Annotated in this window: 11 protein-coding genes and 1 tRNA gene; 5 read left to right on the top strand and 7 right to left on the bottom strand. The window is 69.8% G+C overall.

What is annotated here, in order from left to right; translation table 11 throughout:
* Positions 1 to 48 precede the first annotated feature (48 nt).
* From AZE13_RS08710 to AZE13_RS08690, 5 genes are all read right to left on the bottom strand, one after another.
* The gene (locus AZE13_RS08710) at positions 49 to 2643 is read right to left on the bottom strand and encodes an ABC transporter permease (RefSeq protein ID WP_066928748.1); all 2595 of its coding nucleotides are present in this window, start codon (positions 2641 to 2643) and stop codon (positions 49 to 51) included.
* A gap of 86 nt (positions 2644 to 2729) precedes the next feature.
* Positions 2730 to 3551 carry an ABC transporter ATP-binding protein gene (locus AZE13_RS08705; RefSeq protein ID WP_079123829.1) on the bottom strand — a complete coding sequence of 274 codons (822 nt, stop codon included), beginning with the start codon at positions 3549 to 3551 and terminating at the stop codon, positions 2730 to 2732.
* Positions 3552 to 3970: 419 nt separating this feature from the next.
* Positions 3971 to 4672: a response regulator gene (locus AZE13_RS08700; RefSeq protein WP_066928747.1), complete on the bottom strand. Its 702-nt coding sequence runs from the start codon at positions 4670 to 4672 to the stop codon at positions 3971 to 3973.
* A complete protein-coding gene (locus tag AZE13_RS08695; RefSeq protein ID WP_066928745.1) occupies positions 4665 to 6410 on the bottom strand; it encodes a sensor histidine kinase in 1746 nt (581 codons plus the stop codon). Before AZE13_RS08695 ends, AZE13_RS08700 begins: the two co-directional genes overlap by 8 nt.
* Before the next feature lie 117 nt (positions 6411 to 6527).
* Positions 6528 to 7595: a hypothetical protein gene (locus AZE13_RS08690; RefSeq protein WP_066928743.1), complete on the bottom strand. Its 1068-nt coding sequence runs from the start codon at positions 7593 to 7595 to the stop codon at positions 6528 to 6530.
* A gap of 703 nt (positions 7596 to 8298) precedes the next feature.
* On the opposite strand from AZE13_RS08690, the gene AZE13_RS37905 reads away from it, so the two are divergent.
* Positions 8299 to 8838, top strand: coding sequence for a hypothetical protein (locus tag AZE13_RS37905; protein ID WP_258527662.1), 540 nt, complete (start codon positions 8299 to 8301; stop codon positions 8836 to 8838).
* 41 nt (positions 8839 to 8879) lie between these two features.
* Here AZE13_RS37905 and AZE13_RS08680 read toward each other — a convergent pair.
* Positions 8880 to 8953, bottom strand: a tRNA-Gly gene (locus AZE13_RS08680).
* A gap of 249 nt (positions 8954 to 9202) precedes the next feature.
* Here AZE13_RS08680 and AZE13_RS37900 point away from each other — a divergent pair.
* The 4 genes from AZE13_RS37900 to AZE13_RS08665 all read left to right on the top strand — a co-directional run bounded on the left by AZE13_RS37900 (position 9203) and on the right by AZE13_RS08665 (position 12478).
* A complete protein-coding gene (locus tag AZE13_RS37900) occupies positions 9203 to 9400 on the top strand; it encodes a hypothetical protein (protein WP_079123828.1) in 198 nt (65 codons plus the stop codon).
* 128 nt (positions 9401 to 9528) lie between these two features.
* On the top strand, positions 9529 to 10104 hold the full coding sequence (dcd, locus tag AZE13_RS08675) for a dCTP deaminase (protein WP_066928739.1): 576 nt from the start codon (positions 9529 to 9531) through the stop codon (positions 10102 to 10104).
* 112 nt (positions 10105 to 10216) lie between these two features.
* Positions 10217 to 10714: a phosphoribosyltransferase gene (locus tag AZE13_RS08670; RefSeq protein ID WP_066928737.1), complete on the top strand. Its 498-nt coding sequence runs from the start codon at positions 10217 to 10219 to the stop codon at positions 10712 to 10714.
* Between the two features lie 210 nt (positions 10715 to 10924).
* On the top strand, positions 10925 to 12478 hold the full coding sequence (locus AZE13_RS08665; protein WP_066928735.1) for a ricin-type beta-trefoil lectin domain protein: 1554 nt from the start codon (positions 10925 to 10927) through the stop codon (positions 12476 to 12478).
* Positions 12479 to 12704: 226 nt separating this feature from the next.
* On the opposite strand, the gene AZE13_RS08660 is transcribed toward AZE13_RS08665, so the two are convergent.
* Positions 12705 to 13628: a Yip1 family protein gene (locus tag AZE13_RS08660; protein WP_066928733.1), complete on the bottom strand. Its 924-nt coding sequence runs from the start codon at positions 13626 to 13628 to the stop codon at positions 12705 to 12707.
* Positions 13629 to 13732: the final 104 nt, after the last annotated feature.

Raw genomic sequence — 13732 nt, 5'->3', positions numbered from 1 at the left:
CGTTTGCGGCCCATGCGGCCCATGCGGCCCATGCGGCCCATGCGGTGTTCAGTGGGACGCGATCGCCCGGAGCATGTTCAGGCGTGCGGCCCTGTGGGCCGGCCAGATGGCTGCCAGGACGCCGATCAGCAGTGCCAGCGCGACGAAGAGTCCGAGCTTGGCCCAGGGCAGGGCCGTTTCGTACAGGGGCATCGACGACGTCGTCATGCCGCCCGCCGCCCAGGCCAGGAAGATGCCCGTGCCGATCCCGAGCAGTGCGCCGAAGACGGAGATGACCACCGATTCGAGTCGGATCATTTGCCTGATGCCGGCGCGGTCGAGGCCGATGGCGCGCAGCATTCCGATCTCCCGGGTGCGTTCGAAGACGGACATGGCGAGTGTGTTGATGACGCCGAGGACGGCGATGACGACGGCCATGGCGAGCAGTCCGTACAGCATGTTGAGGACGGTGGTGAGGGATCCGCTGTCGGCTGTGATGAGCTGTTCCTGGTTCTGGACCTTCAGCAGGGGGCTGTTGCCGAGGGCCTTGCGGATCTGGGGCTCCAGCCCTGCGGCCTTGCCGGGTTCGGCCTTGACCAGGACGTTGTCGAGTGTCTGGGTGGCGGTGGAGGGGAGCACATCGGCCACTGCGCCCAACGCGTCGTATACGGCGCGTGTCTTGGTGTAGATGCCGACGACCGCCAGCTTCTTCCTGATCTTGTCGCCCTGGCCGGTGCTCAGGTCGGCGTCGACCTTGTCGCCGACATGCAGCCCGGCCTGCTGCGCGAACGTGTCGGAGACGGCGACCTTGCCCGGGCCGATGTCGCGCAGTGAGCCGGCCTGGAAGTTCAGGTCCGCTGCCGCGCCGAGCGCTCTCGGGTCGGTGCCCGTGATCGTGGCGAAGGTGCCCTGGATGTCGAGGTTCGTGGAGGTGATGGGGGCGGCTGCCGCCACGCCGGGCAGCTTGGAGATCTTGTCGGCCGCGGTGGCGTCGAGGCCGCGGTAGGCGCTGTTGGAGACCTTGTAGTCGGCGGCCAGGCCCTGGGTCGCCTCCTTGTCGAGGGCTTGCTGGGTGGAGTACCCGCCGGCGGTGAGGCCGGTGATCAGGGCGATTCCGATCATGAGGGCCGAGGCGGTGGCGGCGGTGCGCCGCGGGTTGCGCAGGGCGTTCTGCTGGGCGAGTTTGCCGCTGATGCCGAAGAAGCGGGTGGTGACCTTGCCGGCCAGGGTGATCAGCGGCCGGGAGAGCAGCGGAGCCAGCACGATCATGCCGCAGAGGGTGAGGGCGCCGCCGAGCATGGCGGTCATAAGGTTCGTCTCTTTGCTGGTCTTCAGCGTGGAGACGTACAGCATGACCGCCACACCGAGTCCGGTCAGGAGCGTGCCGAGGATGGTGCGGACCTTCAGGGAGCGGGCGGGGGGAACCAGGCCGGCGCTGCTGAGCACCGCGACCGGCGCGATTTTGGCGGCCTTGCGGGACGGCAGCCAGGCGGCCAGAACGGTGACGACGACGCCGACCGCCAGCGATGCCAGCGGGGCCGTGGGCGAGATGACCAGGGGGCCGTCGGGCAGCTCGGCGCCGTTGGTGCTGAGCAGCGGGTGCAGGGCGGTGGCGATGCCCAGGCCGAGGGCGAAGCCGGCGGCGGAGGCGCCGAGTCCGACGAGGGCTGCCTCGATGAGGACGGAGCGCACGACCTGACGGCGGGAGGCGCCCACTGCCCGCAGCAGCGCGATCTCGCGGCTGCGTTGGGCGATCAGCATCGTGAAGGTGTTGGCGATGAGGAATACGCCGACGAACAGCGCGATGCCTGCGAAGGCCAGCAGCGACTTGGTCAACCGCGTGGTGGTCTCGGCGATCTGCTTCGACTGCCGGGCGGCCAGGTCGGCGCCGCTGGTGGCCATGGCGCCTTTCTCGGGCAGCAGGGCCTGCACCCGGGCGGTCAGCGCGTGCTCGTCGGTGCCGGGCTGCGCGGCGACGGCGATCTCGTGGAAGCGGCCGGGAGTGTGGAACAGCTTCTGCGCAGTGGTGGTGTCGAACAGCGTGAGTGTGCCGCCGGCGGTGATGCGCGGGTCGTCGGTGGTGACGATGCCGACCAGCTTCTTGGTCAGGGCGGGGCCGTCGGTGGCGAAGCGGACGGTGTCGCCGATCCGGTAGCCGGCCTTCTGGGCGGTCTTCGCGTCCAGGACCAGCTCGCCGTCGTTGGCCGGGCCGCGGCCTCCCTTCAGCGGGAAGTGACTGTCCTTGCCGTCCTTGCCGGGCAGGTAGTTGGTGGCCAGGTTCTGCCAGCTGCTGTCTGCGTTGACGGGACGGCCGTCTTTGCCCGCCAGGGTGGCTTGGCCGGTGACGGTGGCGCGCACCGAGGCGACGCCGGGCAGCGCGCGGATCTTGTTCGCCAGCGCGGCATCCAGCGCGGTGGTCGTCCTGTCGCCTCTTCCCTGGGCCGGGCTGACGGCGGCGGGATCGGCCTCGGACGCCTGCTCGTCCTGTACGGAGACGGCGACGTCCTTGAGGCTCTGGGCGGAGGCGTTGCGGAAGGCGTTCGCGGTGGTGTCGCCGAAGACGAGGGTGCCGGAGACGAAGGCGACGCCGAGCAGGACCGCGAGCGCGGTCATGAGCAATCGGGCTTTGTGCGCAAGGACGTTGCGCAGGGCGGTACGCAGCATGGGGGTGGTGTCAGTCCTGGAGGTACGCGGCGGGAGACCGAGGTATGCGGTGGTGGGATGCGTGAGCGGATGCGCGGGCGCGGGTGTCAGCTCGTCCGGCCTGTGGCCTCGAAGTGCCGCATCCGGTCGAGGACGGCCTCGGCGGTGGGGGCGGGTAGCTCGTCGGTGATGCGCCCGTCGGCGAGGAAGACGACGCGGTCGGCGTAGGAGGCGGCCACCGGGTCGTGGGTGACCATCACGACGGTCTGCCCCAGCTCGCGTACGGAATCCCGTAGGAAGCCCAGGACTTCGGCGCCGGAGCGGGAGTCGAGGTTGCCGGTCGGCTCGTCCGCGAAGATGATCTCCGGGCGGCTGGCCAGCGCGCGGGCCACGGCGACCCGCTGCTGTTGGCCTCCGGAGAGCTGCGAGGGACGGTGCTGGAGCCGTCCGGCCAGGCCGACGGTCCCTACGACCAGGTCCAGCCACTGCTGGTCGGGCTTGCGGCCGGCGATGTCCATCGGCAGCGTGATGTTCTCGATGGCGGTCAGCGTCGGCAGCAGGTTGAACGCCTGGAAGATGAAGCCGATCTTGTCCCGGCGGAGCCTGGTGAGCTGCCGGTCGTTCAGGCGGGAGAGCTCGGTGTCACCGATGCGGGCGGAGCCCCCGGAGATCGAGTCGAGCCCCGCCATGCAGTGCATCAGGGTCGACTTGCCGGAGCCGGACGGACCCATGATCGCGGTGAACCGGCCGCGCCCGAACTCCACGGCCACCGAGTCCAGCGCCACGACGCGGGCCTCGCCCTCGCCGTAGACCTTGCTCAGCCCGGTGGCGTACGCGGCGGCCTCGACGGGGGCCGGACCGTGGGAAGTTGTGGACTGATGGGGGATTGCGGGGGCGGTGCCTGCGTACGGCAGGGGTGGCTGCGACATGGGGGACTCCCGGGGCTCCTAAAAGGGGTGCTCGACTCGCTTCCATCGTGGTCGCGCAGATGGCCTCGATCCGTCGCCCTCAGGACCTGAATCTGCGGCCTGCCCAAAGGCAGAGCCGCGGCACGTCGGTATGCCTCGTGGAACAGAGCGCCTCTGTCTAAAGGAAGGCGTGGACCACGGCGCCTCTGCCTAAAGGAAGACCCTGCGATCCGGGCACAACCGCGTCCCCCCCCGGTCATCCGCGTCCGCGGTCGCCCCTCGCACGGTCTTCCCATCGCCGCCTGTCGACGGCTGCCTGGACAACTGGCCACCACGAGTTCAGGGTCAGCAGCTTGCGGCCGTCGCCCACTGCCGGATCTTCCTTTAGGCAGAGGCGTGGTACGCCCCGAGGCTTCGTCCGGGAAGTACCTCGGGTCGCCCTAGCGCATGAGTCCTGCCTGATGCGCGAGCAGTGCCGCCTGTACCCGGCTGTCCGAGTCGGTCTTGTCCAGGATCGACCGGACGTGTGACTTGACCGTTCCCACGCTGATGCCCAGCCGTTCGCTGATCTCCAGGTTGGACAGGCCCTCGCCCAGCATGGCCAGGACCTCGCGTTCGCGGTTCGTCAGGCCGGCCAGCCGCTGGTCCGGTCCGGTGGTCACGGCACTGGCCGCGCCGCCGCGCAGCATCCGCTGGATGACGGTTCCGGTGACTCCGGGAGAGAGGACCGCGTCTCCGTTGGCCGCCGCCCGTACCGCGCTGATCAGCTCCTGCGGGCCCTCGTCCTTGAGAAGGAAGCCGGTCGCGCCGGCCGCCAGGGCCCGCAGGACGTTCTCGTCGTCGCCGAAGGTGGTGAGCATGACGACCTGCGGGGCGGGATCGAGAGCGAGCAACTGCTCGATGGCGGCGAGCCCGTCGAGGACCGGCATGCGGATGTCGAGCAGTACGACGTCGGGCCGGCGCTCGGCGGCGAGGCGGACGGCGTCGGCGCCGTTAGCTGCCTCGCCGACCACGTCGATGCCGTCGGCGTGCCGGAGGATCAGCCGTACGCCGTGCCGGATCATCTGCTCGTCGTCGGCGAGCAGCACTCGGATCGCGGAGCCGGACGCGGGACCCGTCGAGTCGGCGGCTTGGTCAGTCATGTGTCCTGCTCCCACGGGGCGGCTGAGGTTCGGTCACCACCGGCACGGTGAAACGGTCGATCGAGATCAGGATGTCGGAGCGGAAACAGTAGCGGACGATCGGCAGCCGCCCGCCCTTGGCTTTCGTGTCCACCCACGGGTACATGCAGTCGGTGGCGGACGCCGGGCGGTGCGGTTCCCGGCCGGCGGCGGCCGCGCGCACTATGTCGTTGTCGGTGATCCACTCGCGCTGGACCTGCTCCCGCGTCATCCCCACCCGGGGCTCGAAGGGGTGGTAAGGGCGGCTCGGCCGCGCCTCGTTCACCAGGATGACCCCGAACAGCATCATCGCCCCCACGCCCGCCAGGCCGAGCAGCCCGACGGCCGCACTCGTCAGGCCCCGCTGAAGGCGCCGGTCCGCCCTGACGGGCGTGCTGCCCTGCGGCCGCTCCTCGTGCGGTGCCGCGGCCGCTCCGTCCTCCGCTTCCTCCGCCTGCGCCCCGGACGCGGGGTCTGCGGGGATGTCCGCCGTCACGCTGAACCCGCCGCCCGGCGTCGGGCCCGCCTCCAGGGTGCCGCCGAGCAGCGCCACCCGCTCCCGCAGGCCGGTCAGCCCGCGTCCGGAACCCAGCCCCGTGGTGGCGGCGGGTGGCACGGGCGGAACGCCGTTGCGGGCCTGGACTTTCACCCGCTCCCCGGTGTGGGTGACGGCGACGGTCACATGGGCCCCGGCCGCGTACCGGTGGACGTTGGTCAGCGCCTCGCGCACCACCCGGTGCACCGCCCTACGCACCCGCGCCGGCCGCGCATCCAGATCATCCCCGTCCCACGAGAACTCGACGGGCACGCCCACGCCGCGTGACTCCGCCACCAGCGCCTCGATGTCGGGACGGGTGCCGGTCGCGTCGGTCAGCGCGTCGGTGCCGGTGTCCCGCCCCAGCGGGCCCAGCACCCCCAGCGCCTCGCGCAGTTCCCGCATCGCATCGCGGGTGGCACCGCGCACCAGCGCGGCCTCCTCCCGCAGCTCCGGCGCCTGCTCCTGAAGCGCCATCTCCAGGCCGCCGGCGTGCAGCGAGATCAGGCTGAGCCGGTGCCCGACCAGATCGTGCATTTCCGCGGCGATGCGCGAGCGCTCGTGCATCCGTGCCTCGCTGTCGGCCAGCCGCCGTGCCTCCTCGGCGGCGGCCGTACGCTCCCGCAGCGCCCGTACCAGCCGGTCCTGCTGCCCGCCCGCGGTACCGACCAGGCCCGGAATCAGGACGGTGGTCGCGGCCAGCACAGCACCGAGTACGAGCCCGTACGGCCTGCTGCCCAGCCCAGTGTCGGGCGCGGACGCGAAACCGGCCAGCATGGCCGACGCAAGCCCCGCCAGCAGCACCGCACCGCGCCGTCGCCGCGCCTCCGTCTGCCGGGCCGCGGTGTACGAGGCCACCGCGGTCAGCAGCCCCGTGGCAGGGAACAGCCCCATCAGCGCGGACAGCCCGAGCAGACTCCACGCCGGGAACCGGCGCCGCACCAGCACCAGCCCGATCCCGACCAGCGCCAGCGCCACCATGACCGAGCCGTCGAGCGTCATAGCGAGCATCGACGGCTGTCCCTGGTACCAGTCCAGTGCCTGATACGTCAGCAGTACCAGCAGCCCGGCGAGGGCCGTCTCACCCGCCGCCCGCCACAGCTGCCGCCCCTGTTCCCCGGGCCCGGTGAAGGGACTCCGGGTGGGCGGACGCTGGGCGGCGGTCGGTGGGGCACTGGACGGCATACCGCCGATTATGGGTCTCACCTGGGCCGGTCCCCTGCGACTCACGGAGGAGCTGGTCCTCTACCCAAAGGCAGAGGACCAGCCGGCCGCACAGACCGATCGCCGGCTGAGGACCCGCTACGCGGCCTTGAGGCGCTTGACCCAGGTGACCGAGCTGCCGCTGCCAGGGGCCTGGATGAAGACCCGGGCCGGAATGGCTACGACATGTTCCTGGTTGGTGCTGGTGTCGAGGTCGCGGACGACGATGTAGCCGGTGTAGGTAGCCCCGTTGGCCCGGCCTTCGAGGTAGCCCTTCTTGCCCTGCGGCACGTTGATCTCGACGTCCGTTTCCTTGGTGTTCTGCACCTTGGTGGTGGAGGTGGAGCTGTAGCTGTAGGTGAAGCTCGCCTCGCCGCCGACCTCGGACTCGCCGTCACCAATCTTGGGCGTGATCTTGCCGCCCACCTGCCAGCCTTCGGTCGTGCTGCTCTCGTCGGCGACGGACGCCGAGACCTTGTAGGTGAGCTTGCCCTCGCCCGTGAGGCCGTCGCTGGCGCCCCGCTGCGGGTACTTCTCGTCGAGCTTCCCGACGAACATGCAGGGCGCCGCCTGTCCGTAAGCCGAGCTTTGTGGGTCCTTGTTGGACATGTTGCAGTACTGCTCGGCGCTCTGCCCGCCGGTCAGCACGTTGTCCTTGGTGTTCTGGCGGATTTCAGTGCCGTTGGGCTTGGTCGTATCGGACCATCCGTCGACCAGGTGCTTGGCGCTCTCCCGCAGCGGCGCGGAGTGCTTCTCGTCGGCCGCGTACTGCGTCGCTGCCGCCTGGGCGTCCTTGACGGCCTGTTCGGGGTCGTACGTGCTCTGCACGTCCGCCAGGGTGAATGGCTTGACGTTGCCGTCCTTGTCCTTGTCCACCCCGGCGGGATACCCCATGGAGGATTCCGAGGAGTTGACCGGATCCGTCTTCTCCATCGCGGCGATGACGCCCTGGTCGGACTCGTAGGTGCCGTCGGCGATCTTCGCGGGCTGGCCGTCGTCGGCGAAGGCGGGGGTCTGGTAGCCGATCAGGGATATGCCGGTGAGGAACGCGGTGGCCAGCCCTCCGGCCATCACACTGCTCTTACGGCGCGACGTCTTGTGCACACGGGTGATGGCGGAAGCGGTGATGCCCTGGGGGGCTGAGGGGGTGGGGACTGCCTGCGACATGGATGCTCCTGGAACCTGCGTCATGGGTGCTCCTGGAAGGGGGTTGCTGGAGTCGCCTCAATCGTGGTTGTGCAGGTGGCTGGATCCGTCACTCTCAGGGACTGGATCAGCGGTCTGCCGAAAGGCAGAGCCGCGGCGCGGCGGTATGCCTCACGGAACACAACTCCTCTGCCCAAGGGAAGGCGTGGGCCACGATCTGCCCAAAGGAAAGCCCGGCGGCCGGGGAAGCTGCCCACTGACCGCGACGGACCATGAGGCCCGGCTCAGCCGACACCGCACCCGCCACGTCAATCGCCCCTGAAACGCCGCAGGTCACGAACAGGTGGGGCGTCAAAGCCACATCGCAGAAATGCCCCTGAGGCGTCACAGGACTCAGTCGCTACCGCATGCCAACAGGCCACCTCGCAACGGCAGATCGCGTCGACGCTGGATCGACGCACGGGAGTTCTCCGCACGTCGTGCCGTCGTCAAAGGGAGTCCGACAGACGGGCGTTCGTCAAGCGCGTGCGTGGTGTGGCTCGCGCGCTTCTCCGAAGGCGGTGACATGCGCAAGCCGTGAGGTATATGGTTCCGGCCACCGTTACCCACGGTGCTGCTATGGCCCAATGGCTGATGGCTGGCTGTAGAGGCGCCGCTCAGCTGCCTCGGCGTCACCGCTTCCCTCGATCACCTCCCCGCCGTCGGCGAACAGGCCACCCTCACCGTGGACATCACGGCGCAGACTGGCGTCAAGCGTGCCGGCCTGTCCCTCCAACTGCCGCCCGCACTCCGGATAACCGGCGCGTACTCCGGCCTCGCCGCCTCCACGACGGACAGCTTCGGTCAGCGCACCAGCCGCACACTCGCCTGGACCCCCGGCACCCGCACCGCCAAGGTCCACGTCAATGCCGTCGCCGCCGGACCGGCCCAGATCCAGGCGGACATCAGCGACACCGACCGCCCTGACCCTCGCCGCACCAGGCACGACTCGGTGGAACTCACCATCGGCACGTCCGAAGGCTCCTCGGCCAAGGGCGTCTCGGTCACCAAGACCCGCCCGGCCCCGGTCCACCGCCCCGCGCCCGGCGCCCGCAAGGAGCGCCCATGTCACTCAGCAGAGTGTGACGCAGACCACGAATATCACGTCTCGCGATTCGAGACGCCCGCCGCCGAGTCGCCACGGAAGGGTTTAAGGGTGCCGACTCGGTGCGGAAATCGGCACGTTATGGCACGCGAATTGGCACGCGGCCCCAAAGTGGTCTAGACAACAAATAAGCCCCAGGCCGCGGACCTGGGGCTTTCGCGTGGAGCGGGTGACGGGAATCGAACCCGCGCTCTGAGCTTGGGAAGCTCATGTTCTACCATTAAACTACACCCGCGTAATCCCGCCTCGTTCGAGAGCGGAACATCGTCGCACACTCTACCCCATCGCCGCCCCGCGGTGCATTTGGCATGTCCGGGGGCGCCTGGGGGTGCCTGGGGTGCTCGTCCGGGGGGCCGGGCCGGGGTGCCGATGGGGGGCTCTTTGGGGGTGGGGGTCGGGGGTGATGTGGGTGCGGGGGGCGGGAGTTGGGGCGTACGGTTGGGCGTCGGAGTGCCGCGTGTTGTGGCGCCCAGTTCATCCCCTAATGTGGCTTTTGTTGTCACGTAGTTGGGAGAGGGACTTGAAGGAGCGCACCGTCGTACGTTGTGCCGAGGGCCACGTGTTCAGCACGGCTTCGTTCCCTATGCAGACCACTGACCGGCTCGGGCCGGGGCGGCTGCTGCGCTGCCCGCGTTGTGCTCGGCTTCGGCATGCGGTGCCCGTGGAGCGCGCGAAGCGGTAGCGATCTTGGAAGTGGTTGGGAAGTAGTTCGGGAGTAGTGAGGAGTGGGGGGTTTCGGGTGTGGCCCGGTCCTGGTGGGCCGGGCCTTGTCGTGCGGTGGGGGCGGCGCGGGCGCGTATCCTCGTGTGCGTGCTTCTCTCAGACAAGGACATCCGGGCCGAGATCAATGCTGGTCGGGTGCGTATCGACCCCTATGACGAGTCGATGGTGCAGCCGTCCAGTGTGGACGTGCGCCTCGACCGGTACTTCCGGGTGTTCGAGAATCACCGCTACCCGCACATCGACCCCGCCGTCGAGCAGCCCGATCTGACCCGTGAGGTCGTTCCGGTGGGCGATGAGCCGTTCATTCTGCACCCGGGCGAGTTCGTGCTGGCCTCGACGTACGAGGTCATCAGCCTGCCGGACGACATCGCGTCGCGGCTGGAGGGCAAGAGCTCGCTGGGGCGGCTGGGGCTGCTGACGCACTCGACCGCCGGGTTCATCGACCCCGGGTTCAGCGGGCATGTGACGCTGGAGCTGAGCAATGTCGCCACGCTGCCGATCAAGCTGTGGCCGGGCATGAAGATCGGGCAGCTGTGCATGTTCCGGCTGACCTCGCCGGCCGAGCACCCGTACGGCAGTGAGCGGTACGGGTCTCGCTACCAGGGGCAGCGGGGCCCGACGCCGTCCCGGTCGTTCCGGAATTTTCACCGTTCGCAGGTGTGAGTCCTATGTAGGCGTGACGTGGCTGGGTGAGAGGCCGCGCGTTCCGGTCCGGATGGGCGTGCGGGCAAGGGGGCTGTACAGGGCGTGAAGACAGAGAAGGTCTGAGAGATTCGTGAGTGACGTGCGGGAGAACCTGACCTACGAGCGGTTCGGCGGGGCGATCCGCGAGCTGGCGCAGACGATCGCGGATGACGGGTATGAGCCCGACATCGTGCTGAGCATCGCGCGGGGCGGCGTGTTCGTGGCGGGCGGGCTGGCGTACGCGCTGGACTGCAAGAACATCCACCTGGTGAACGTCGAGTTCTACACCGGGGTGGGGACCACGCTGGAGATGCCGGTCATGCTGGCGCCGGTGCCGAATGCGATCGATTTCAGCGACAAGAAGGTGCTGATCGCCGATGACGTCGCCGACACGGGCAAGACGCTGAAGCTGGTGCACGACTTCTGCGTGGGGACCGTGGCCGAGGTCCGCAGCGCGGTGATCTATGAGAAGTCGCACTCGCTGGTGAAGTGCGAGTACGTCTGGAAGCGCACGGACGAGTGGATCAACTTCCCGTGGTCGGTTGAGCCGCCTGTCGTGCGCCGTGAGGGCCAGGTGCTCGACGCCTGAGGCTCGACGCCTGCTTGGGGTAAGGGAGTTGGCCTCTTGAGGCCGGCTCCCTTCCGGCTTTGGGGGGCGTTTCACCGCTTTTGTGTGGACTGGTTCACGCGTGTTTCGGCCAATCGCGTTGCTGGTGTTCCGCCTGTGCTTACTTGCGAGTAAAACCCGCGGTAACAGACGTCGTTAACAGACGTAACGGCATGCCGGACGGGAGGCGCCATGGCGGGTACGAGACGTGGGCGGCGGGTGAGAGCGGGGATCGCGGCCCTGGCCGCCGGCCTGACGGTGGTGTTCACGGCGGCGGCCGGCGGGACGGGCGGGGCGGACGGGGTGGGTATGCCGAGCGCCGCCGGGGCCGGGGTGGTAGGCAAGCCGCTGTCGTCCGAGTTGGAGAAGGTCCGGGCCGAGGAGGCTGTCGCGCTCTACGGGGACCCGGCCGAGCGGCCGCTCGCGGAGCGGAAGACCTCGCTGATCTCGCTGGGCGACAGTGAGATCTCGGGGGAGGGCGTCGGGACGTACGAGCCGGGGACCGACGGGCCCGGCAACTGGTGCCACCGGTCGCCGGACTCGGCGATCCACCGCACCGGCATCGCGGCGGAGGTGACGTACAACGTCGCCTGCTCGGGGGCGTACAGCGAGAACATCGTGATCGGCGGCAGCAAACAGTACGCCGATGAGCTGGTGCAGAGCGACAGTCTGGCAATCAAGGCGCGTAATACACGGCTGAAGATGGTGCTGCTGGTCGTCGGCGCCAATGACGATCTCCAGTTCGGGCCGGTGATGACGGATTGTGTGAAGCGCTGGTTCCTGTTGCAGGGGGCGTGCCGGCCCGGGTACGAGCCGGGGTGGCAGGGGCGGGTGGACCGGCTGGTGCCCAAGGTCGAGCGGACGGTGCGCGACCTGCGGACCGTGATGCGGGACGCGGGGTACGCGGACGGGGACTACCGGCTCGTGGTGATGTCGTATCCGAGTCCGATCGGCCCGGACATCGAGGACAATCCCGGCTATCCCGGGAAGCTGCCGGGTGGCTGTACGGGCTACACCTCCGATGCGGCGTGGGGGCGCAACGCCGCGGTGCCGGTCTTCGAGCGGGGCGTACGGAAGGCCGCGCGGGACACCGGGGCGAGCTACCTCGACGCGTCGCGCCTGTTCCACGGGCATGAGGTGTGCATGGAGGACACCTGGGCCCGCGGGCTGTGGGTGAACGTCGCCAACCCCTTCCCGCCGGACGCGAATTCGGTCCGGCAGTCGTTCCACCCGAACCGGCGTGGCCACGGCGCGTTCGCGTCCTGTCTCACGCAGTTGTACGCGGCGACGGGTCTGCGGGAGGCGTCCTGCGCCGATCCGGCGAGCACCGGGCGGCCGAAGCTGTACCCGGGGGCCTGGGACGACGTGTATCGGCCGCTGAAGAACGCCGGTACCGGCAGCTGTGTGGACGCGACCGGCGGCGCGAGCCGGAACGGCACGGCGGTCGGCGGCTGGGAGTGCACCGGACAGCGCCATCAGGACTGGTGGTACGACGGTGACCAGCGGTCGCTGCACGTCGGGCTGACCCAGGACCGGTGCCTGGACGTGCCCGGCGGGCGGTACCGGGCCGGTGCCGGGCTGGTGCTGTGGAACTGCTCGGGTGCGGCCAACCAGCAGTTCGTACGGGGCGACGGCGGGGCGATCCGGCCGGCCGCCGCACCGTCGCTGTGCCTGACGCTGGGCGGGGCGAAGGAGCCGCTCAGGCTGCAGGGGTGCGATGGGTCGGCGGGGCAGCGGTTCGTCTGAGAGCGTGAGGGGCGGGGGTCGCGGTTCGTCCGAGAGGCCGAGGCCTTCCCGGGGCCGGTGAGGCCTTTCCTGGGGCCGTGTTTCACGTGAAACACGGCCCCAGGAACCCCCGTAGGCCGTACGGCGAAGGGGCCCGCTCCGGAGGCAAGTGCTCCGGAGCGGGCCCCTTCGCGCGGCGTGGCCGGGACGGCCGGACGTGCGGCCGGATGTACGGGCGGCCTGCGGCCTACAGCGTGCCGAGCTTGAGCAGGCCCAGCAGGGCGACCAGCTGGATCGCGGAGGCGCCGAGGGCCTTGGGCCACGGCAGGTCGTGCGACTTGCCGACCATGGAGGTCAGCAGATAGCCGCAGGCGAGCCAGGTCAGCCAGCCCAGGACCTGGACCAGGGTGGAGTCGCCGCCGAGGAACATCGCGAACAGCAGTCGGGGCGCGTCCGAGATGCTCATGACCAGCATGGACAGGCCGATGGTCGGCTGCCAGGCGCCGTCACCGCCGAGCTGGCGGGCCAGGGTGTGGGTGACCGCGCCCAGGATCAGACTGCCGATGATGAACATCACGGCCGTGATCAGTACCCACGGAATGCTGTTGGAGAGCGTGGCGTTCAGCACGTCCTCGCGGGCCTTGTCGAAGCCGAAGACCGCGAGCAGGCCGTAGACGAAGGTGACGGTCAGCGCCGGGCCCCACACGGCGTGGTCGCGCATCTGCCAGAACGTGGCGTCCGGGCGCAGCGCGATGCCGGGGAGCAGCTGCTTCCAGTGCAGCCGGGGGCCGGCCGGCGGTGCGGAGGCCTCGCCGGCGCGGTAGGTGGCGCCGGGCGCGTAGTCGCTGCCGTCGGGGCCGCCGCCGTACGGGCCGGGGTGCGGGCCGTGGGCGTCCGGGGCCTCGCCGACGCTGAACTGCTGGGTGCTGCCGGGGCTGTTGTCGTGCGCGTACGGCGCGTAGGACTGCTGCGGGGGCTGGTAGCCGCCGTCGCTGAAGTACTCGGGCTCGTCGTACGCCCGCGGATGTCCCTGTGGCGCCTGCTGCCACTGTCCGTGCGGCGGTGGGGGCTGGTGCTGCCCGTACGGTGCGTGCTGTCCGTACGGCGCCTGCTGCGCCTGGTGCCCCTGCTGTCCGTTATGCGCGGGGCGGGCATCCCGTCCGCGACCCATCCTGAATCCAGCCACGCCTTCGAAACTACCTGGTCGGTGGGGAACGGGGGGCCGGAGGCGGGGGACTGCGGGCCTTTGCTGCCTACCTGTGACACTCGGCTGAC

The sequence above is a fragment of the Streptomyces sp. NBRC 110611 genome, assembly GCF_001590865.1.
GTDB lineage: Bacteria > Actinomycetota > Actinomycetes > Streptomycetales > Streptomycetaceae > Streptomyces.
This window is presented reverse-complemented; position numbering and strand designations above follow the sequence as displayed.

What these genes read in the sequence shown, in the direction of transcription:
- AZE13_RS08710 (WP_066928748.1), bottom strand. Translation starts at nt 2,643, where the DNA reads ATGCTGCGTACCGCCCTGCGCAACGTCCTTGCGCACAAAGCCCGATTG.
- AZE13_RS08705 (WP_079123829.1), bottom strand. Translation starts at nt 3,551, where the DNA reads ATGTCGCAGCCACCCCTGCCGTACGCAGGCACCGCCCCCGCAATCCCC.
- AZE13_RS08700 (WP_066928747.1), bottom strand. Translation starts at nt 4,672, where the DNA reads ATGACTGACCAAGCCGCCGACTCGACGGGTCCCGCGTCCGGCTCCGCG.
- AZE13_RS08695 (WP_066928745.1), bottom strand. Translation starts at nt 6,410, where the DNA reads ATGCCGTCCAGTGCCCCACCGACCGCCGCCCAGCGTCCGCCCACCCGG.
- AZE13_RS08690 (WP_066928743.1), bottom strand. Translation starts at nt 7,595, where the DNA reads ATGTCGCAGGCAGTCCCCACCCCCTCAGCCCCCCAGGGCATCACCGCT.
- AZE13_RS37900 (WP_079123828.1), top strand. Translation starts at nt 9,203, where the DNA reads ATGTGGCTTTTGTTGTCACGTAGTTGGGAGAGGGACTTGAAGGAGCGC.
- AZE13_RS08665 (WP_066928735.1), top strand. Translation starts at nt 10,925, where the DNA reads ATGGCGGGTACGAGACGTGGGCGGCGGGTGAGAGCGGGGATCGCGGCC.
- AZE13_RS08660 (WP_066928733.1), bottom strand. Translation starts at nt 13,628, where the DNA reads ATGGGTCGCGGACGGGATGCCCGCCCCGCGCATAACGGACAGCAGGGG.